The organism is Pseudoclavibacter soli DSM 23366 (genome assembly GCF_000423505.1).
Classification (GTDB): Bacteria; Actinomycetota; Actinomycetes; order Actinomycetales; family Microbacteriaceae; genus Pseudoclavibacter_A; species Pseudoclavibacter_A soli.
This window is the reverse complement of record NZ_KE384027.1, coordinates 125140-145986: the sequence shown is the minus strand read 5'-3', so window position 1 is coordinate 145986 and position 20847 is coordinate 125140. Positions and strand designations below refer to the sequence as shown.

Genomic DNA, 20847 nt, shown 5'->3' with positions numbered 1-20847 from the left:
GGAATGACCCCGGAACCAACTCCTCCGATTCCGAAAACCATGATCGGCCGTGTGTCGCTGATTCTGCAGGCATTCAGCGTCGCCGACCCGGTGCTCGGGCTGGGAGCGATCGCCAAACGCACGGGTATTCCCAAGCCGACGGTGGCGCGCATCACCAGCGAACTGGTCGAAGCCGACCTGCTCGAGCGCGTCGAACACGGCTACCAGCTGGGCATGCGCTGCTTTGAACTCGGCGAGATGGTGGGCCGCTCGAAGCTGCTGCGTCGACTGGCCTTAGCCGCCATGGCCGACCTGCGTCAGGCCACCGGGCTCACGGTGCAGCTGACGGTGCTGCGCGGCCGCGACTTGGTCTACATCGAGATTCTGCGCGGGCGCAGCATCCCCGAGCATCTGCCATCACGAGTTGGTGGCCGAGTACCCGCGCATGCCTCAGCAGCAGGCAAAGCGCTGATGGCCTTCTCTGATGCCGCGGTCACCGATGACATTCTCTCGCGTGGGCTTGAACGCCTCGGCCCACGCACCATCACTGATAGTGCCGAGCTTTACCGCCAGCTCGCCGAAGTGCGCGCAACCGGGGTGGCCTATGAGGTTGAAGAGTCCGCGGAAGGCGTCGCGTGCGCCTCCGCAGCCCTGTTGCGGCACGATCAGTCACCCATCGCTGCCATCTCACTCACCGGACCCACCTCTGACGGCGATATTCGCCGTTTCGGCCCCACCATTCATGCGGCCACGCTCGGTCTGAACCGACAGATCCGCGCCAACGCAGCACTGAACACCCTCTGACGCGCAGACTGAGTGCCATCGCGAGCGCGACTGAGTCGCTGGTCGATGCCAGCGATCAGATACGATCTTCGTTCCACTCACCGGAACACTTTTCGCATTTGCGCCTGTACCCTCCCCAGAATGTGTGAGCAGTCGATGTGTGGCGGGGCAACTCCCCCTGGCCTCGCCGCACATCGACCTGACCGCTATCGCGGTCGCACGGTCGCCTCCCCGGGCGACCGCCCTCAGACACAAAGGAGTGCCCGATGAGAGCAGCGGTAATGCACCGCCCCCACGAACCGGTGATCATCGAGGATCTGACCCTCGATGCCCCGGCGGCCGGAGAGGTGCTCGTGCGCATCGAAGCGGCCGGCGTTTGCCATAGCGACCTGCATTACTGGCAGGGCGACCTCGCCGCACATCACCCCCTCGTGCTCGGCCACGAGGGCTGCGGCATCGTCGAGCAGGTTGGCCCCGGCGTCACCGCCTTCGCACCAGGCGACAAAGTTGTGATGCTCTGGCGCCCCCGCTGCGGCGAGTGCGAATACTGCCTGTCGGGACAGCCCGCCCTGTGCGACAAAGGCGCGGTGCATGGCACCACCAACGAGCTCATCGGCGGTGGCACCCGCCTGAGCCTCAACGGCGAGACCCGCTACCACCTGATGGGCATCTCCTGCTTCGCCGAGCAGGCCGTGGTGCCACAACAGTCGCTGGTGCGCGTGCCCGACGAGGTGCCCAGCGAGATCGCTGCGATCACCGGCTGCGCGGTCATCACCGGCATGGGCGTGGTGCTCAACCGGCTGCCCGATCTCACCGGTCGCTCGGTGCTGATCATCGGCGCTGGTGGCGTCGGTCTCTCGGCAGTGCTCGGCGCACAGTTGGTGGGCGCTCGACAGATCATCGTTTCTGACGTGGTGCCCGCCCGCCTCGAGAAGGCACTCGAGCTGGGTGCCACGCACGTGATCAATGCGGCGACGCAGGATGTCGTGGCCGAGACCCAGCGCATCACCGGCTCGGGTGCACATTACGCGGTAGAGGCGATCGGTCGGTCCGCAACCATCACGCAGGCCATCCATGCGCTGCGCAAGGGCGGCACGGCCGTCATCGCGGGGCTCGGCTCAGCCACCGACACCGCCGAGCTGCCGATCAACCACCTTGTGCAGCAGGGCAAGCGCATCGACGGCTCGCTCTACGGCTCGTCGAACACGCCGGTGCAGGTTCCCGAGATTCTCGACCTGTACTTGGCCGGGCGCCTGTCCCTCGACCGACTCATCGACCGCAGCTATCGACTCGAAGAGATCGACGAAGCGCTCGCTTCACTCACCTCAGGTGCCATCGGGCGCCCTGTAATTCTTCCGCAGTCCGGCGCCACCAGCTGACGCCACCCCCTCCCCCTCCGTGGCGTGGTCATGGACGACCGTGCCACCACCCGAACAAAGGAAAACACCAATGACCGATACGACCGCGGGCACCGTCGCCCCACCAGCCGTCAGTCAGCAAGACCGCACGCGCGCGCTCTGGGGCAGCGCGATCGGCAGCACCATCGAGTGGTACGACTACTTTCTCTATGGCACCATGAGCGGCCTGGTCTTCGGACCGCTCTTCTTTCCAAGCGATGACCCGCTGGTCAGCCAGCTGCTGGCTCTGGCATCGTTCGCCCTCGCCTTCTTCATTCGCCCCATCGGCGGCGTGATTTTCAGCCATATCGGCGACCGCATCGGCCGCAAGCGCACCCTGGTGATGACACTGACCCTGATGGGCCTGACGACTGTGGCCATCGGTCTGGTGCCCACCTACGCGACCATCGGTGTTGCGGCCCCGATCATCCTCACGCTGCTTCGTCTGCTGCAGGGCGTGGCCCTCGGCGGTGAGTGGGGCGGTGGGCTGCTGCTGGCCGTCGAGTATGCACCCAAGGGCAAGCGCGGCTACTACGGCGCCGTGCCCCAAGTGGGCGCACTGACCGGTCTCGCCCTCGGCAACCTCGCCCTGGTGGTATCGGGCTGGGTGTTCCCCAATGATCTGTTCCTCTCAATCGGCTGGCGCATCCCGTTCCTGATCTCGATCGTGCTGCTGGCCATCGGTCTGTGGATTCGTCACAAAGTCGATGAGACCCCCTCGTTCCGCGCCGTGCAGGCCCAGGGCAAGCAGGAGCGCGTGCCACTGGCTGCGACGCTGCGCCACCACTGGCGCGAGGTACTGATCGCCACCGGTGCCAAGTTCATCGAGACTTCGACGTTCTTTATCTTCGCGACCTTCTCGATCAGCTACGCGGTGAGCCTCGGCTACGAACGCCAGTTCGTGCTCAACATGGTGCTGCTGGCCGCGGTGCTCGGTGTCGGCGGCATGCTCTTCTACGGCCGACTCTCTGATGCCATCGGTCGCAAGAAGGTGTTCATCGGCGGCACCGTCGCGGTGGCCGTGTTCATCCTGCCCTACCTGTGGCTGCTCAACACACACAACAACGTCGCTGCGGCGGCCGCCATTCTGATCTCGTTCTTCATCGTGTGGCCCACCTACGGCTCGCTGATCGGCACCCTGCTCGCCGAAAGCTTCGCCCCCGAGGTGCGCTACACCGGCGCTTCGCTCGGCTATCAGCTGGGCGCGGCCATCGCCGGCGGCCCGGCCCCGCTGATTGCAACCGCCCTGCTGGCTGGATTCGGCGGAAACTACGTGCCGGTCGGCCTGTTCGTGATCGCCTGTGCAGCCATCTCACTGGTCGCTGTGTCGTTCGCCAAAGAGCGCTACGACCAGGAGCTCGACGACACCACGCACCTGCGTCGCAGCAATGAGACAGAAGAGGTGACCGCATGAGCCCCGCAACCCAGGCTCGCCGAGAAGCGCTGGCCCGACTTCGCGCACCTGAGACATCATTCGGGCTGTGGAACGCGGTGGAGCCCACCGCTGCGCTCGAGCTGGCCGCCCGCCAAGGCTTCGACTACGTCTGTGTCGACTGGCAGCACGGGCTGATCGACTACGGCGACGTGATCCGCGGACTGCTCGTGATCGAGGCCGCCGGAGGCCCGGTACCTGTGGTGCGCGTGCCCGAGAACAGCGCCGCCGACATCGGCAAGGCGCTCGACGCCGGGGCCAGCGCGGTGATCGTGCCACTGGTCAACACAGCAGAGCAGGCTCGGGCGGCGGTGCGCGCCATGCGCTACCCCGTCTCGGGCGGGGCCCGATCCTACGGGCCGATGCGCGCCGAAAGCCTGTTCGGGTCGAACCCGGCCGAGGTTGACGACACCGTGGCGCTGTTCGTGATGGTCGAGACCCGCGAAGGCCTCGACAACCTCGACGAGATCGTCGCAGTCGACGGCGTCGACGGTGTGTACGTGGGCCCCTACGACCTGTCGCTGGGGCTCGGCGCCGAGGTACCGCTCGAGCCAGCCATCCTGCCTGATCTCGAAGCGGCCGTCGAGCGCATTCGCAGCACCGTCGAGGCGGCCGGCAAGGTCTCGGGCATTCACACACCTGATGGCGAAACCGCCGCCAAGCGCGCCGCCCAAGGATTCCGTGTGGTCACCGTGACCACCGATCTGAACGTGCTCGCGCGTGCCGCCGCCGAGCAGTTGGCCATCGCACACACCTGGAGGAACCACTCATGATCGCACCCACCTCTGCCGAGCAGATCACCACCATGGTCGGCAATGCCGTGACCGCCTCGCGCGCGTGGGCGGCCACCGATGAGCCGACTCGTGCTGCGGCGCTGGATGCGGTCGCCGATGCGCTGGATGCGGCGGCCGACACACTGGTACCGGTCGCCATGCGCGAAACGCACTTGGGTGAGCCACGATTGCGCGGCGAGCTGACGCGTACGAGCTTCCAACTGCGTCTGCTCGGCGAGGTGGTGCGTGACGGTGGCTACCTCGACGCGCGCATTGATCACGCCGACCCGGCCTGGCCGATGGGCGCGCGCCCCGACATTCGCCGCGTGTTGGTGCCGATCGGCCCAGTCGTAGTCTTCGCTGCGAGCAATTTTCCGTTCGCCTTCTCGGTGATCGGCGGCGACTCGGCTGCCGCGCTGGCTGCCGGCAACGCGGTGGTGCTCAAAGCGCACTCCGGGCATCCCGAGCTGTCGGCGCTGACCACTGAGGTTGTGGTGGATGCGCTCGCCTCAGTCGAGGCCCCCGCGCATCTGCTGCAGATGATCACGGGCACCGAGGCCGGTCGTGCGGCCATCGTTGACCCCCGGGTGCAGGCCGGTGCGTTCACGGGTTCGATCCCGGGCGGGCGGGCGCTGTTCGATCTCGCCCAATCGCGCCCTGAGCCAATTCCGTTCTATGGCGAACTCGGCAGCCTGAACCCGGTGTTCATCACCGAGCAGGCCGCCGCAGGCCGCCCCGAGCAGATCGTCGAACAGTTCGTGGCGTCATTCACCCTGGGTGCCGGGCAGTTCTGCACCAAACCCGGTCTGCTGCTGCACCCGGCCGATTCGGGCATCCGAGCGCTGCTCGCCGAAGCGAGCCTGCCGCCAGCCGCGCAGCTGCTGAACCCGCGCATCCAAAGCGGCTTCACACAATCGCTGAGCGAGCTCGAGCTGCAGCCCGGCGTCGCACCGCTACAGCGCAGCACCGCAAGCACCGATAACCCACCGGCGCCGACGCTGCTGGCCACTGATATCGAGACGGTGCTGACGAATGCGGAGCTGCTGCACGAGGTGTTCGGGCCGGCGGCACTGGTGGTGTCGTATACCGACGAGCAGCAGCTCGTCGAGCTCGCCGAGCGCCTGCCCGGGCAGCTCACCGCGACTCTGATCGCCGATGAGGATGACCGCATCGCCCCGCCGCTGATCGCCACGCTGACCCGGCGTGCCGGTCGTGTGCTGTGGAACGAGTGGCCCACCGGGGTGACAGTGAGCTACGCCCAGCAGCACGGCGGCCCCTACCCGGCGACCACAGCGTCGACCACCACATCGGTGGGCACGGCCGCAATCACCCGGTTCGTGCGCCCCGTGGCCTACCAGAACCTGCCGCAGGCGCTGCTGCCCGCATCGCTGCGCGACGGAGCCGTGCCCGCACTGGTCGACGGCGTTCGGATCGGCTGAGCTACTGCTCGCGCTCACTCGGCGCGGCGACGTGCCACAACGAGCACCCCCGCGCCGAGTGCGAGCAGAGCCAGCGCCGAACCTGCCGCGACGAACGAGACGCCGCCAGTGCTGGCAAGCCCATCATGCTCCTCAGCGACAGAGAGCTCGGCCGCGTCGCTCTGCTCAGCGGCACTGGTGTTGATGCTGGTGTCTTGAGCATCGTCGGTGGCGCCGCCTGAGTCAGTTTCGTGCCCGTTCTCCGTACCAGTGCCGGCACCGTTGGCCTCACCTCCATTCTCAGCCGACCCATCGTCGGTTCCGCTGTCTGCCGCTGTGATCTTCGAAGCGCTCGCCTCCTTTGTGATCCCTCGGTAGGTAAAGCTTGTTGACCACGTAGTCTTCGTGCCCTCGGGCACCTCTTCGCTGCTCGTGACGAGCTCTACCAGATCGGTCACCTCGACCGACCCCTCTGCACCGTTGTCGAGCTCGGCATAGACTCTCGGCTGCTGGGCAGCCAGCGGCGTCACCGCTGAGCGGCTCAAGCGTGCGTCATTGGGCAGCACAATGCTCAGCCCGGTGAGCGCCGACAACGGTGTGTTCTCGGAGTTTCGGCTCGAATATGCGCTCGAAACGCCAAAGACCTGGGCGACGTTGGTCGCGATCTTGCCTAAGGCGTCAGACGTGGCCACTGCAGCGTCAGGTGTGCCCGTCGAGGTCTCCGCGATCATCTCTGTCGAGCTGATCGCGAAGTCGGCACGCTGGGCCTGCCGCTGCTGCAGTTCGGCAGCCGCAAAAAGCACCGTAGGACGACGCACATAGTTGCCAGAAACGATGACCGTATACGACGTGACGGCTCCGTTCATGCTGTACAGCTGACGCATCACGTTGACTGCCCCGCTGGGAGCATCCGTGCTTACCGCGACCTTCACGATGCGCGAAGCATCGACCGCATCGTCACCAGTGGTCAGACCTTGATACCCAGCGGTGATCTCGCCCTGGTTGCCGGCAACCAGCACGATCGAGTTCGGGTACTCAGCCAATGCGTTCTTTGCGAGCGCGATGCGGTTCTTCATCGCGGTGCTGCCACCCCCGTCGGCACCCATCAGCACGAACGCATGCGCCGCTGTCGGCAGGTCGTCTGGAATCTCGTCGCTGACGCGCTGGGGCGCAAGTGCCGCATCCCACGTCTCAGTGAAGCGCTGCAGCTCGTCGCCATAAGTGCGCGACGAAGCAGCGGTATCGGCGATCGCGCGACGCACGTCAAGCAGATTGTCTCGCGCAGTCGATGTGTCCCCGGTGTACCCGTTGCTCTGCATCCAGATCACTCGAGACAAGTCGGTGCTGGCTTGATCAGTCGTCGCGCGCGCCGCACTGTAGGCGTCCGAGACACCGCGAGCGGTGCCCAGGCCGGAGTGTACCGTCATGTTGCTCGCGACCTTGGCCACATTTCTTGCGATGAGATCACGCTCATCGTCACCGACGAATGCCGGCGGGGTCGCGTACGAGCTGTTTGTACAGCTCGACGTCGCACACGTGGCCCCGTCGAGCACCGTAATCGGCTGCACGCCCAGCGCGTCGGCGAGCAGACGCGTCTCAGCCTCGAACAGAATGGTGCCCCGACGCTGATGCCACTGGGAAGTGATGACCGAAATTGTCGTGACTGCGTCGTCGCCGGTCTGCCCGTAAAGCATCGGCATCGACATCGTCGCGTTGTCGGGGGTGTCACTCGATTCCGTCTCGACGAGGATGCGGTCTGCTGCAATGCCATGAGCGATCAGCCACTTCTGCATCACCTCGCCCTCGCTGTCTTTGTCGCTGCCGGCGGTGTGCCCGCCCGTCACCAGCACGCGCGTGTTCGGATACTTCGTGAGCGCAGCCCTGGCTACTTCAAGACGATCGATCAGTTCCTGCTTCGCCGAGCCGTCGTCGTTGAGTTTGTTCCCCAGCACCACAAACACTTGGCTGCGAGCATTGGGCAGTCCGTCAGGAATGCCCTCCAGACTCGTCGCGTCATCGCTACCCTGAGGGTCGAATCGGTACAAATCATCCGTCCAGGCCTGGGCGATCTCCGACCAGGCCTGCGCCTTCTGGGCATCGGTCTCGGCCAAGCTCGCCACGGCTTCGTCAACATCTGCTGAGAGCCCGAGACGCTGGTATTCGATCAGCGAGCCGACGGTTGCATCCTGCGCCTTCTGGTCTGTCTCGGTGGATGCTCCGTCATCGCCGTCGTCGACCTGCGTCACGTCGACGGTCACCCCGTTGATCGACAGCTGGTCTGCCGAAATGACTTGCACCTCCGCAGTCAACGCAGCCGCGAGGTTAACTCGCTGCCAACTCGCCTCACCTCTTGCAGTGAGATCGAGCGGGTACCCTGCGCTCAGCGCAGTCTGACGAATGATGGCCGCACGCTGCGCCTGGGTCAGTTGTGGATACGAGGTCAACAGCAGGTCGGCCGCACCGGTGGGCACCACGAGATCGGCGTTTCCGGTGACAGCGGCAGCACTGGATGAGAAGCCATAAGTGAGCCTCTCGGTATAGGTGTTCACTGCACTCGAAGTGTCGTTCGCGTCAGAAGCGCATTCCGTAAGCGTGCTGCCATAGCCGGCATCCACACAGGCTGCCGTCAGCACACTCTCGATCTCGTCATGCGCGGCCAGCAGCAGCTGACGGAAGTCGCTATCTGACCAGCGATAACCAACCATCGCCTGTCCGCCGATGCGCCCGCCCATCACATCGATGGGGTAATGAAAGCCGAGCACGATGCGGTTGTTGCCGTATTCGCTGGCGCGTTCAAGCATCTGTGGGGCAAGCTCTGGCAGCAGCGTCGCCAGCGTGGTTCCCACCATGTAACCGCCTGTGGTGTGCCCGCTGGGGAATGAGTCATTGCTGAACCCGTAACCGATGTCGTATTTCTGAATACGCCCGCCGTCTGAGGTGAACCCGAGACGTTCGTAGGGTCGCTTCTCAGTGAAGATCGACTTGGCCGTGTTGTGCCCGTCGATGTCATCAGTGATCAGATGCGAAAGCACCTCAGCTGTCTTAGGGAGTTGACCAGTGTTAAGCGCTGTCTTGTACAGCGAGCCCAGGCGCTCCCCCAAGCCGTCGTACTCAGTCTGCACAGGGGAGTTGTTCGCGTCAGTGATGGCTCGGCTGACCTGCTCATCGGTGGCCTCATTGTTGATTTGTACGATGAGCTGGTCGTTGCGTGCAGTCAGTTCAGCGTCTTTGGGCAGCACTGAGTTGCCGCCCCAGACCGTCGACTGATCAGCGAGATCGCTGTAACCGCTGAGCAGACTGACAAAGCCGTCACTGCCATCAGCGGTCGCCGGCCAGCTGTCTGAGGAATAGCTGCGGTCACGCTCTGACCCGGTGTACGACAGCGACGTGTAGTCAGCGGTCGCTACCAGTGTCGGCATCGCGAACCACGCATCGGAGCTGGACTGGTTGCACTGATGCACCTCGACGGCGATCGTGTTCGTGCCAACGGTGAGCAGCCCGGCGGGCACGGTGAACAATCGTGTCTGCGGATCGCCCTTGCCGTCATATTTTAGTGCGGCAGTGTTCGAGGTGACATCCGCATCATCCCACCCTGTCACCCGCTGACCATTGACATACACGGTCGCGGTGTCATCGAAGGCGATGGTACCCACGAGGCCACCGACAGTGCCGAGATCGCCTTGCGTCAACGAGAACTGTGTGCGGAAGAAATATGCCGGCACGATTGATGAGCCCTGTGCCCGTTGCAGCACTGTACTTGCGCTGAAACCGTTGCCCAAGTCAGCTCCGTCTGATCCATCAGATTGCTTTTTCACGCCGAACGGGCCGACCCCGGTCTTCCAGCCGGTGCGCAGAACCGCATCGGTTGCGCTCCAACTGGTGCGTGCATCCGAGCCCGCTGTCGGGTCAGAGGCTGTGTCTGAGCTATCGGTCGTGTCCCAATACGACCACTCGGCGCTTGCGCCAACAAGCTCTCGTGCTGTGCCTGTCGAGCCCAGCAAAGTGAAATCGGCAATCTGGAACTGGTTGGTGTTGCCTTCATTGGCGGTCACGCGCAGCTGGTAATAGGTGTAATTCGCCGGGTTGGCGATGGAGTACCCATTGGTTTGAGCGCGTTGTGAGAACGACTCATCAGCGCGCGAATCGAGCACCTGCCACTGGTCAGATGCTGCATCAGCCGCAACCACCGCATCGTTCGTGCCAAGCAGCTGCCAGGTCTTCGGATCTCGCTTCGACTCATCGTTGCCAGAGGTGAGAGTGTAGCCGATGGCCGAAGCGGGTCGACTGAGCGTATACACCGCGTAGATAGGAGCTTGAGCGGAGGGCGCTGCACCGCTGCCCTCATACCACTTGGTCGAACTGTTCTGATCAGCGAGGTTAGCGACCGACTCCTTGCCGCCGCTGTTGGGCTGGTTGGAGTCGACAGCACTCACCAGTGCTTGGATTGCCGTCGACGATTCGAGCGTATCGCTCGCCTGGTTCGCATCAGCGAATGCCGGCGCCTGCAATCCGGCCAGGAGCGTGGCTGCAGCGGCAATCGCGGCAGCGAACCGCGCGGCCCGAACCGGGCGAGTCCAGATTGTTAAAGAAGCAAGGTGTGAGGTGCGTCGAGGGAAGAGCACAGTGGTCCGTTCTGCTGTTGTCAGGTGAACGAATGCAGCATAAAAGTGCAGTCTGAACCGACAAGTGCCCTGAGGTAACCCAGCAGTGAACGGTGGGAAAACGCCGCGACGCCATCCGAAGAACTCCTCGGATGGCGTCGCGTGATCTCAGTGCAGCGCTACTGCTCGCGCTGCGGCACCGCCCCGGCGACCAGCAGGGCGTTGCGAATCTCGTCGCCGAGCTGTGAGACACCCTGCGGCGAGCCGGGCAGCAGCACCGTGGTGGCACCGTCTTTGCCCAGCGAGGTGAGCGTGTCGAAGTACTGCGTGAGCAGAATAAGGTTGATCACATCGGCCTCGCGAATGCCCTGCTCTTGCAGCTCAGCGATCGAGGCGTGCAGGCCGTCGATGATGGCCTTGCGCTGATTCGCGATGCCTTCACCCTGCAGCTGCTTGGCCTCGGCTTCGGCCCGAGCCTCGGTGACCACGCGAATGCGGTCGGCCTCAGCGAGGTCTTGGGCGGCAACCCGCTCGCGCTGCGCCGCGTTGATCTTGTTCATCGCCGCCTTGACGCTCGAGTCGGGGTTGATGTCGGTGACCAGGGTCTTGATGATCTGGTACCCGAACTCGCCCATCTCGCCGGCGAGCGCGGTGCCCACCGTCTGAGCGATATCGTCTTTGCGCTCAAACGCTTCGTCGAGCTGCAGGCTCGGCACCGTGGCTCGCACGGCATCGAACACGTAGCTCTTGATCTGGGCTTCGGGGTTCTCGAGGCGATACCAGGCATCGGCCACTCGGTTGGGCAGCACGGCGTACTGCACCGAGACCAGCACCAGCACGAACACGTTGTCTTTGGTCTTGGTCTCGATCTGCAGGTCGATCTGCTGCACCCGCAGCGAGACGATGCCCGCCTTCTTCTCGATCACCGGAATCTTCACGTTCAGACCGGGGTTGGCGATGCGCACGAAACGCCCGAACCGCTCAATGATGATGTTGGTCTGCGTCTGCACGGTGAAGAACGTGCCGATCAGCAGCAGAACGACAATGACGGCGACAATGATCAGTGTGATGAGGCCCATGGGTGCAGTCTACGTGAGAGCTGTGAATCTGGCGAGAGGCGCATCCAACCGAACAGGCGCCACAAGGCACGAGCCGCACAGCGGCAGTCCGTATCTCGTGGCGCCTGATTCAGGTCGCACTCAGCGCACGCGCCGGCGGGTCAGCAGACGCAGCATGCCGCCCAGCATGAGCGTCAGGATGCCCGCCCCAAGCAGCGCTTGATCGGCTCCGGTGGCAGCGAGCGCGGGTTCAGTCTGCGCGCCGGTGTCTGCCGAGATACCGCTGTCACCATTGCCCGACCCCCCGCTTGTCGCGGTATTCGAGCCTTCACCTGAGGTCGTGTCGTCGACCTGCGGATCGGCCACTCCCTCAACAACACTGCCATCGCTGCGCACGGTGAAGGTCATCACCGGCGACACCAGCTGCGCACCGTACTGCCCGGTGACCTCGGCGTACCAGCCGTAGACGCCCGGCCCCGGCACGGTCCACTGCGTGCTGGCGGTGACTCCGCTGGGCGTCGTCACCGAGGCGATCGCCCCGGAGGTCGAGACCATGCGCGAGAAAGTGCTCACGCCACGATTGCTCAGCACCGACGCAGTGAACGAGTCAGTCGTCAGCGTTTTGGTCTGGGGTTGTATGCCGAGATCGGCATACGAGATCGCGAAGTCCTGATACGTGCTCAGGTCGCCGTTGGTGTCGGCCAGCGAGGGCTCTTCGGCGTCGAAGTCATCGAGACTCGGCGAGTAGGTGCGCACCCGCATGGTCTGCGACTCGTTGTCGAAGTGCAGCAGCCGCAGGTACCCGAGACCGCCCTGCTCGAGCCCCTGGTAGTCGAAGAGCATCGAGGTCACGACGCGATCGTTCACCCCATCACCGTCGTCATCGAACGAGTCTTGACGCGTGTAGGCGTCGTGATAATGACCCGAGAACACCATGCTGACGTTCGGGTTCGTGGCGACCACCTCATCCATAATGCGCTGGGGAATGGGGCCGAGGCCGCCGGTGGTCAGCATGAACTCGTGCAGGTTGAGAATCACGGTGCGCTCTGGATGCTCGGAGATCACCTGGTTCATCCACGCGATCTCTTCATCGCCTGGGTCCCAGCCAATCGAGACCACCATGAAGTCGATGCCTCCGGCGCTGAACAGGTCGTAGTGACCCTGATTGTTGTTGTAGTCGCCGCCGAACCACGGCGATCCCGAGAAGCGATCGGACCCGAACCAGGTGCTGAAGGTGCTGTAGTCGTCTGACTTGTGACCCACGTCGTGGTTGCCCGCGAGCACGCCGTACGGAATACGGTCTTCGTATGCCAGCGGGTTGCCGTCGGCATCCTCTTCGAGCATGCTGTATGCCTCATCGGCGTTCTGCCACTCATACTCTTGGTCGAAGTCATCGACGATGTCGCCGGTGTGGAACATGTACTTCAGGTTCAGGTTCTTGCGCTGATCGAGCAAGAACTGATGAATGTCTTGCTGGTACCTGAAGTTCTGGGTGAGGTTCTCGTTGTAGTACTGCGTGTCCGATTCCCAGGCCAGGGTGAAGTCGTAGTCACTGCGGTCAGTGGCGTCGGCGTTATACGCCTCCACGTCAGAGTCTCTCGTGGTGGTGTCGGCGCCCGACCATCCGTCTGAATGCTGCACGACCAGGGTGACCACGCCATCCTTCGCGTGTGACGCCACGTTGACGTACCCGCTCAAATCGAAGTTCGCGCCGGTGTCGTCAGCCGGTGTGTAGTGCCGATCAACCTGGTCCCAGGCCGAACCATCAGACCTCAACGCGAACAGGGTCACCTGCGCGTTGGGGTTGCTCGACCCGGTCCAGTTGGCACGCACCTGGCCGCTGGTCACGCCCTCGGGCACGGTGACCGTGAACAACTGATACGGCAGTCCGTCGGTGCCGGTGGTCGTCACGCCCTGGCCATCGGCAGCAGTCAGCCGAGCTAAATCGTCGGCGCTCACCGCCACCGCACTCGAGCGGTCGGTCGCCGCAGCGTCATTGGTCGTCCCAGTGGCCACTTGCACCCCGTCGCCGAGTTGTTCGGCCGAGCCCTCGTTGAAGTTGACCGTGAGGCTGCCACCGGTTGGGTCGGTCGCCGTCGCCTGCAGATCGACCGTCGCCGTGCCGTCGGCATTCATCGTGGCGGTACTGCCAACCGAGAGCTCGGCTGCAGAAGGCGTCTCGTCGATGGTGGTGAACGTGCGGGTCTCAGTGGTGGTGTTGCCAGCGGCATCAGTCGCGGTCACCGACAGCGTGTGCTGGCCGGCAGCGAGATCGGTGCTGCTGGTGACATAGGGCAGCTCGATACTCTGACCGTCGAGCGTTGCCGACACCGCACCATCGGGCACACCAGAAACGTCGCCGTCGCCATCGCTGACCAAGGCGTCGAGCGTGATGGCCCCGTGCAGACCCTGCTCGCTCTCGGCATCTGAGGTCACCGAGGGCGAAACCGTCAGCGCGGTGTTGTCGACGAGCACCTGCCGGGTGAGCGTCTCGTCGCCGGAACGCGCAGTGATGGTGTGCATGCCGTCAGCCACGGTGGCGGTGTTCCACGTGAAACCAACCCCGCTGAAGTCAGCATCATCAAGGGTGAACGTGCCCTCGATGTAATCGTGTTTGCCGGTTGAGTCGCCCATTTGGATCACTTGGTCAGCGTCCGCCCACTCCGTCGAGCGCAGCGTGCGGCCGTCGGGCAGCACAAGGCGCAGGTTCTTGACCTCGAAATCGTCGTTGTTCTCATTCTCGTCGATATCAGGCCAAGCCTTGGTGCCCGCCCAGATGCTGAGCTTCACCGGTGAGCCCTTGGTCAGATAGCTCAGCGGCACCGGCGTACTGATCGTGACGGTATTCGAGTACGTACCGTCATCGAAGATGTTGAGCACGTCGTATTTGTCCTCACCAAGGGCCACTTTCACCCCGTTGCGGAAGAACACGTCGGTGTTGGTGGCCTCAAACAAGAAGGTCGGCTGACTGGGCAGGCTGGGCGACGTCTGCTGGGTCTGGCCATCGACATCCACCGTTGTACCGCCCGCGTCACCGCTCGCCACGATGTCGAGACTGCCCGCGACAATCTGGCCTTCAGCGATATTCAGCTGCACCGGCCCGGCGTCGTCACGCTCGATGGTCACAGTGCCCGACTCCTCAGCCGGAGTGGACAGCCCGTCGGTCGCCGTGAATCGATAGCTGATCGTCGATTTGCCGGCGAGATCGCCCGACGAAATCGTCGTTGAATACACATCGCCAGAGCCCCGTTTGAGCTGCAGCGTGCGATCAGTGTTGTCGACGTTGTTGCGGTAGGTCAGCTCGACGGTGCGCACCTGCTGATTGTCAGTGATGTGCGCCGAGATGGTGAGGTCGCCGGTGCCATCGGTGGATGCGGTGGTGCGGTTTTCGATCACCGGTGACGTGGTGTCGGTGGGCGCGACGATAAGGCTGGTGCCCACCTGCTGCTGCGAAACCTGCCCGGGCGTTGCCGCTGAGGTTTCGAGAATGCGCTGCACCTCGGGACGATCGGCGTCGGTGCCCGCGGTGTAGTGCAGGCCCTGATCGACAACCGTGTCTTTCGTGCCCTGGCCCACGCTCATGTTGTAATACGCGCGGCTGACGGTGTACCCCGTGTTGGTGCGCAGCGCGACCCCGCGCATCGAGCCGTTGGCCATGCCTGACGACTGCACCTCGACAATCGTCTCGCCGTCGACCAGCGCCGTGCCGAACTTCGTGTTGAAGTCATCGACGGTCAGCTGCTGATTGGCCGAGTTCTTCACCCAGAACACCAGCGTGGCGCCCGGCTGGATGACCACATCGCGCTTCGTCGACGGCCACAGCGTTTCGGTGGTGTTGTTGTCGTAATCGATGGGGATCAGATAGGTGAGCACGTAGTCGGCGAAGTCGACGGCGGTGCTGGATGAGTTGTACACCTCGATGAACTCGTAACCGTCTGAACCACCGACGTTGGAGCTGTCGGGCAGCAGCTCAGTAATCTGCAGCGGCGAGCCGGTGGCGCTGGGGTCGGCAACCGGGTCGAAGCCGGGCGTGGGGTCGGTGTCGACCGGTGTTTCGGGGTCGGTGCCACCGGTGCCGTCATCTGAGCCGTCATCGTCGCTGCTGGAGTTCACCAGCTGGGCTTTGTCAACCACGCCAGGGGTGGGGTCTGCCGACTGCTGCCACACGCTCAGGTGTTTGTCGGTCTGCGAGATCGGCAGAGCGAAGTGGGTCGAGGTGCCGGGCGCCTGCGGCGAGATCGCCGGCAGGTACGACTCGGCGATGGTCTGCCCATTCTTTTGCACCACGACGCCACGCTCGCCGCCATTGGCGATACCGCCTTGCCCGGTCAGGCGCACGACGGGCACCGTGGAGTCATTCAGGCTGATCGCCTCACGAAACTCCTGCTCGGTCTTGGCAAACGAGTCGACTCTTTTGCCGTCGTTGTACGACAGCCACAGCATGACCGTGGCGCCCGGCTGCAGCACCAGGTTCGGCGACCCCTCGGTGCCGTCCATGTTCGCAGTGGTAAGGGTCTTGATGGTGCCGCCGTTGTCATAGCCCAAGCTGAAGCCGTCGGCCGCGAAGTCGACTGCCACTTCGAGCGGGTTATACAGCTCGATGTACTCGAAGTTGTCATACCCGGTGTTGTCGCCCTGGATTTCGGTGACGATGGGCCCGGTGACGGCGGCTGGCGCTGCGGCCGCGCCGAGGTCGGCCAGACCTGGCGTTGCGGCAATCAGTGCGGCAACGCCGGCTGATGCGGTCAGGCCGCGCAGGATGCGCGAGAGAATACCAGCGCGACCAGTGCGTTCGGCGTGATCACACACCTGCCGCGACGGCTCAGTCTCGAGCGCAGGCGCCGGTGCGGGTTCGGGCGCAGTGGGATGGATATGCTCGGGGGACAAGGGTGCTCCTCTTCGGGGGTACAGGTGAGACCCTGAAACCGTAGGAGGCAAGCGTGAACTCGACGTGCCCGGAACGTGTCCGACAGGTGTTCGGGCGGTGTCGTGCCTATGACCGGAAAGTGAACTGGAAATGGCCTCGCAGCGCTCACCTTGCCAAACATTCACACCCGTAAACGCTCAGGTCTGCATGACCTCATGACGATGCCTGCTCACTCGGTGCCGAGGCGAAGGGATTTGCGTGCCACGCGACGAGATCTCGCGAACCGTCGTGGCATGGTGAGCGCTCGGTTGCCAGCATTGACCGCGCCAGTACTTGTGCGTGATAACAGGTCGGCGATGCTGCATGTCGATGCGCCAGGGCCCGGTGTCTATGGTGCGGTGATGCCACCAGCAGAGCAGCACTCCGTTGTCGATGCTGGTGCGCCCGCCGTGCTGCCAAGCGGTGACATGGTGAGCTTCACAGCCGATGGCCGGAATGCGACAGCCTGGAATCACACACTCATGACCGTCGCGGGCAACCATCGCCTTGCGTTGAGATGCGGTGAACACCCGTTGTGCGCTGCTCAGCGCGACCACTGCGCCGCGAGGGTCAGATTGGGCGTGTTGAACGCCACCGTCGTCAGCCAGCTGAGCGATCACCGAAGGTGGCACGAGTTCGGCGATGCCGCTGATGCGGCCGGGGCTGCTCGCAAGTGTGCCAGCACTCGTTGCGCTCGTTGCGCTCGTCGTGATGATCACCGACGGCGGAGTGGTGAACATAGTGGTGTCGTTGCTCAGAGCAGCGACCATCGCGGCAAATGCGTCAGCCCGACGCTCGCCGACCGTGCGCTTATCGGCAGGAACATCGCCCAACCCACTCGCCAAGTCGACTGCACTATCTCTGCCGGTTGATCGTCTTGGCGTTGTGAGCGCACCCAGAATCGCGAGAGCTTTGGCCGCGACATCGGGCGGTATCGCACCTGAAATGCTGTGCATGCCGTCACGAGGCGTAGCCGAAATACTGAGGTAGCGGCGACGCAATTGTGTATCGAACTTCGGCTCAACCCCATCAGGATCAAGCGCATCACGCCACGCTTGTGCCTGCACTCTCACCAACTCGGGCGACAGCCCCAGCTTCGCAGACAGCCCCTCCTTCGCAGACAACCTCGCCTTCACAGACAACCCCGCCTTCGCAGCCAGCTCAGGTGCTGAAGCCGCCTCTGAAACAGCCGCGTCGCCTGCGTCGGCAGTCGTCGGTGACTCGAAGCTCGCCTCAGCAACAAGGTGCGCTTCAGCGGCCGCGAGGTCGTCGGGGTGCGCACGATCGGCCACAGTCTGCAACTCACCGACAATGACCTGGGCTGTCTCAACGCTGATCGCCCCGGCGAACATGGCAGCACCAACCCGGGGATGCAGCCCCGACAGAATCATCCCCGTGTCACTTCGCCTGGGCAGCACCTGCTCGGCCAGACGTATACGCCCCCGTGCCACTCGTGCGCCCACCCCGCATGCCTGCTGCAAGAGCGCCGAGGCCGTTCGCACCCCGAACACTTCACGCAGGTCAGTCGCCGCACCGGCAACAGCGCTGCCCTGCCCCGGAACTGTCCATTCGCCAGCGCTTGCAGCCGCGTTTACAGCCGCACCAGTCGTCGGGGTTTTCGCCGGATCGACCACTGCTGCTGCCTCAGTAGTGGTCGCAGTACCTGTGCCCGTACCCACGCCGACGCCCGCTCCGGCAGCGCTCGGCGTTGGCTCGAGCTCAGGAGACTGGCACCGCGCCTGCACTTCACCTGCCAAGCTCACTTGCACAGCCGAGACCAGCCGGCTCACCCGCTCGATCGCCTGCGCAGCGTGCACTACCTGCACGCCCGCCATGTCGTGCAGCGCAAACGCCCCAGGCTGGCCTGCCCCACCAGATAACACAGCGAGAACGGACTGCCCCCAAGCGCCAGACTGATCGGCCCGAACGCACAGCCTCACAACACGTTCAGCGGCCGCGTTCAGCTCGCTGAGCGCCGCCGCCAGCGCACTGGCGCCAGCTGCCGCGTGTTGTGCGTGTGCCTTGGCGTTCATACTGACATTCCAACACCAACCACCGACATGAAGGCTCGATTTCGGCCTCCACGCGTCAAAAACCCGATTGATTCTTGGATTCACTTCAAGCTCATCCTGAAGATCAAGGCGGGTTCATTCTGTCACCGACACTTGATGACGATTGATGTGCCTGTTTGCTGTACACGTGCGCACGTTTGCACCGCAAATCTGCAGTGCCACAAGAGAGGTGTCACGAGATGCGATTTCACCACGTCGAAACCATAAGTCGTGACACCTGAAACCTCACATAGGTGGTTCTTCTGCACACTCGACGGCGTACCACAGCAACCACCGTGGCTCTGTCATGCCCCCCGTGATAGCCTGTCGACCGTCAGACGATCCGGGGGGAGAAATGACCGAACAACCACACCCAAATCAGCCGGTGGATGCCCTGCTTGCGCAGGTGCGTGAGCTCACCACCACCCCGGCACAGTCGCAGCAAATCGCCACGCATGCACCTGAACACCCCGAGCTGATCGCACCCCTGCTCGCCCACCCCAACATCTACCCGCAGCTGGCCCAATGGCTGCGCGGGCTGCAACCCGAACAAGACCAAAAACGCGGCTACCTCGCCGGCCCAGCAGCCACCGGCATCGCCGCATCCGCAGCCACCACCACCGGCCTTGCCGCCACACAGGCCGGCACCGGGGTCACCGCCGCAGGCGGCACCGACCTCGCCGGACAAATCGCCTCCGGCACCAGCCCACGCATCCCTCAGCGAAGACGCCCTACTCGAGCTACTCAAAACCGCACCCGTCACCGACTTCGATCGCGAATTCATCGAGCAGAATGCCGGGTTCTTAGGCACGCCCGAGGATGCCGAGCTGCCTGACGAGGCCACGAACTTTGAAGACGGCGCCATCTGGAGCCCGACCGAGGTACTCAACGCTGAGTCTCAGACAGAAGGTGCCCTCGGCCTCTACATCGATGGGTTTCCGCGCAACGGGTTTTCGGCTGGCCATGAGCGCGAGGAGTCAAGCGCTGCCTACGCCATCGACCCCTACGTGGGCGATGTCAATGGCGACGGAGCTAACGACATCGTGACGCTGACACAGCTGGAAGCGTATACCGGCGGCTTTGGCGGTCGAGGTGGGACTGTCGGCATGAATGACCCGTTGGCACTGAGCGTGTACACAGCGAACGCAAACGGAGACAGTTTGACAGTGCTCGGCCAGTGCGAATTGATCAGCCCCAATACCGGTGGTACCTCGCTGCTAGAGACCATGTATAAAGACGCGAGTGGCTTCGAACTGCCCAGCGGGGCAATAGATGGGTGGGGGCACTCGCTCACGGCACCAGGAGGCAATGGAACCGGCCCAACAGTGAAAATGACGCACAGCGTCGATGAGTGGGATTCAGATTATCGATTCGACCTTTCGGAAGATATCACTTACCAGCTGCAATTCACCGATGACGGCCTCGAGATCACTTCGGTACTTGATCACGAGCCGTACGTTTATGGGCGCTGAGCTGCGACGACGTGATTTCGGGAGGCTTGACAGTGAGGTCGGCGATACGGCGGGAGAGCCTGCTCCACCGATTCCGACTCCATCGAATCTATGATTCTCCTATGAGCAAATCATGGGGGATACCGCTGTACGGGCGAATCGCGATCGCCGGGGTGCTCGCACTCGGCACTATGCGCGCCGGAGTATGGCTTCACACATCACCAGAGTGGACACTGGGCGCAGCCATCGCCATCGCGTTGGTCGTCATTCTGTTTATTCCTGCACCAGGCCAGCGCCATCGCCAGCGCCAACGGTCGGCCTCGGCCAAGGTGCGAGTTCGCCGCAGCAGCTCCGCCAGAGTGCGCCGATCCTGGTTCCGACGTCGCAGGCTACGCGCCAGCGCGCGCTACACACCACGCCCGTTCTCAGGCACGGTGGGCGACATCAATGTGGATCGCAACCTGCTGCGTCCGGCCATCCGCCCGCCGCAATCGCCCTATGACGAGGTGCGCTGATATGACAAAAATGGTCTCATACACACATTCGGCTCGACCGATCTTCTGGCGCTTAGGCCGCTGCATCATCTACAGCGGCATTGCGATCACCGCAACCTCGAGGTGGGTGAGCACCAACCCCAACAACCGCCCTCTCGCACTGGGAATTCTTGTCGTGGCAGCCTTGCTCGGCCTTGCCCTCCCACTGAAGGGCGAGGTCACAGAAACAACGCGAGGCAGCGGTCGCTCAACCCTCGGCGAAAACGAGCAGAACTGGATCAAGGCCAACGAGCACGACCTCTTCCGCTGATTCACGGCCCCTGGCGCCAGGCGCCGCTTATCGGTTGGATGGCCGGATCACCTCCGCTCTCGCGGGGAGCTCCGACCTTGTTGATAAGGCGAAAGGCACGTCTTGGGATCACCCCCGCTCTCGCGGGGAGCTCATCTTCGTCGCGACCAGACCACGATCACGCCACGGATCACCCCCGCTCTCGCGGGGAGCTC

13 protein-coding genes are annotated in these 20847 nt (G+C 63.7%); 9 read left to right on the top strand and 4 right to left on the bottom strand.

The genetic code is table 11. The annotated features are described in order from the left end of the window. Positions 1-3: 3 nt before the first annotated feature. The 5 genes from G557_RS12520 to G557_RS0108225 all read left to right on the top strand — a co-directional run bounded on the left by G557_RS12520 (position 4) and on the right by G557_RS0108225 (position 5803). Positions 4-783, top strand: coding sequence for an IclR family transcriptional regulator (locus G557_RS12520; protein WP_084627083.1), 780 nt, complete (start codon positions 4-6; stop codon positions 781-783). Between the two features lie 245 nt (positions 784-1028). Beyond that, entirely contained in the window at positions 1029-2141 is a 1113-nt protein-coding gene (locus G557_RS0108240) for an alcohol dehydrogenase catalytic domain-containing protein (protein WP_028245667.1), read from the top strand. A 70-nt stretch (positions 2142-2211) separates the two neighbouring features. After that, positions 2212-3573 (top strand): MFS transporter, encoded by a 1362-nt coding sequence (locus G557_RS12515; RefSeq protein ID WP_051224896.1) that lies wholly within the window; start codon positions 2212-2214, stop codon positions 3571-3573. Then, complete coding sequence (locus G557_RS0108230; protein WP_028245666.1) at positions 3570-4364, top strand: HpcH/HpaI aldolase family protein; 795 nt, start codon at positions 3570-3572, stop codon at positions 4362-4364. Before G557_RS12515 ends, G557_RS0108230 begins: the two co-directional genes overlap by 4 nt. Next, positions 4361-5803 carry an aldehyde dehydrogenase family protein gene (locus tag G557_RS0108225; protein WP_028245665.1) on the top strand — a complete coding sequence of 481 codons (1443 nt, stop codon included), beginning with the start codon at positions 4361-4363 and terminating at the stop codon, positions 5801-5803. Before G557_RS0108230 ends, G557_RS0108225 begins: the two co-directional genes overlap by 4 nt. Before the next feature lie 14 nt (positions 5804-5817). On the opposite strand, the gene G557_RS0108220 is transcribed toward G557_RS0108225, so the two are convergent. From G557_RS0108220 to G557_RS0108205, 4 genes are all read right to left on the bottom strand, one after another. After that, entirely contained in the window at positions 5818-10404 is a 4587-nt protein-coding gene (locus tag G557_RS0108220; RefSeq protein WP_028245664.1) for an ElyC/SanA/YdcF family protein, read from the bottom strand. Positions 10405-10562: 158 nt separating this feature from the next. Then, complete coding sequence (locus tag G557_RS0108215; protein ID WP_028245663.1) at positions 10563-11462, bottom strand: SPFH domain-containing protein; 900 nt, start codon at positions 11460-11462, stop codon at positions 10563-10565. 120 nt (positions 11463-11582) lie between these two features. After that, positions 11583-16328: a lamin tail domain-containing protein gene (locus G557_RS12510; protein WP_051224892.1), complete on the bottom strand. Its 4746-nt coding sequence runs from the start codon at positions 16326-16328 to the stop codon at positions 11583-11585. A 177-nt stretch (positions 16329-16505) separates the two neighbouring features. Continuing rightward, a complete protein-coding gene (locus G557_RS0108205; protein ID WP_028245662.1) occupies positions 16506-18380 on the bottom strand; it encodes an HNH endonuclease signature motif containing protein in 1875 nt (624 codons plus the stop codon). A gap of 373 nt (positions 18381-18753) precedes the next feature. Here G557_RS0108205 and G557_RS14000 point away from each other — a divergent pair, with 373 nt between their 5' ends. From G557_RS14000 to G557_RS0108185, 4 genes are all read left to right on the top strand, one after another. Further along, the gene (locus G557_RS14000) at positions 18754-19233 is read left to right on the top strand and encodes a variant leucine-rich repeat-containing protein (protein ID WP_156877144.1); all 480 of its coding nucleotides are present in this window, start codon (positions 18754-18756) and stop codon (positions 19231-19233) included. Positions 19234-19405: 172 nt separating this feature from the next. Continuing rightward, a complete protein-coding gene (locus tag G557_RS13995) occupies positions 19406-19870 on the top strand; it encodes a hypothetical protein (protein WP_156877143.1) in 465 nt (154 codons plus the stop codon). A 101-nt stretch (positions 19871-19971) separates the two neighbouring features. Further along, positions 19972-20364: a hypothetical protein gene (locus tag G557_RS0108190; RefSeq protein WP_028245659.1), complete on the top strand. Its 393-nt coding sequence runs from the start codon at positions 19972-19974 to the stop codon at positions 20362-20364. A 1-nt stretch (position 20365) separates the two neighbouring features. Then, on the top strand, positions 20366-20653 hold the full coding sequence (locus G557_RS0108185; RefSeq protein WP_156877142.1) for a hypothetical protein: 288 nt from the start codon (positions 20366-20368) through the stop codon (positions 20651-20653). Positions 20654-20847: the final 194 nt, after the last annotated feature.

Coding starts and splice junctions, on each gene's coding strand:
- G557_RS12520 (WP_084627083.1), top strand. CDS start 4: ATGACCCCGGAACCAACTCCTCCGATTCCGAAAACCATGATCGGCCGT.
- G557_RS0108240 (WP_028245667.1), top strand. CDS start 1,029: ATGAGAGCAGCGGTAATGCACCGCCCCCACGAACCGGTGATCATCGAG.
- G557_RS12515 (WP_051224896.1), top strand. CDS start 2,212: ATGACCGATACGACCGCGGGCACCGTCGCCCCACCAGCCGTCAGTCAG.
- G557_RS0108230 (WP_028245666.1), top strand. CDS start 3,570: ATGAGCCCCGCAACCCAGGCTCGCCGAGAAGCGCTGGCCCGACTTCGC.
- G557_RS0108225 (WP_028245665.1), top strand. CDS start 4,361: ATGATCGCACCCACCTCTGCCGAGCAGATCACCACCATGGTCGGCAAT.
- G557_RS0108215 (WP_028245663.1), bottom strand. CDS start 11,462: ATGGGCCTCATCACACTGATCATTGTCGCCGTCATTGTCGTTCTGCTG.
- G557_RS0108205 (WP_028245662.1), bottom strand. CDS start 18,380: ATGAACGCCAAGGCACACGCACAACACGCGGCAGCTGGCGCCAGTGCG.
- G557_RS14000 (WP_156877144.1), top strand. CDS start 18,754: ATGACCGAACAACCACACCCAAATCAGCCGGTGGATGCCCTGCTTGCG.
- G557_RS0108190 (WP_028245659.1), top strand. CDS start 19,972: ATGAGCAAATCATGGGGGATACCGCTGTACGGGCGAATCGCGATCGCC.
- G557_RS0108185 (WP_156877142.1), top strand. CDS start 20,366: ATGACAAAAATGGTCTCATACACACATTCGGCTCGACCGATCTTCTGG.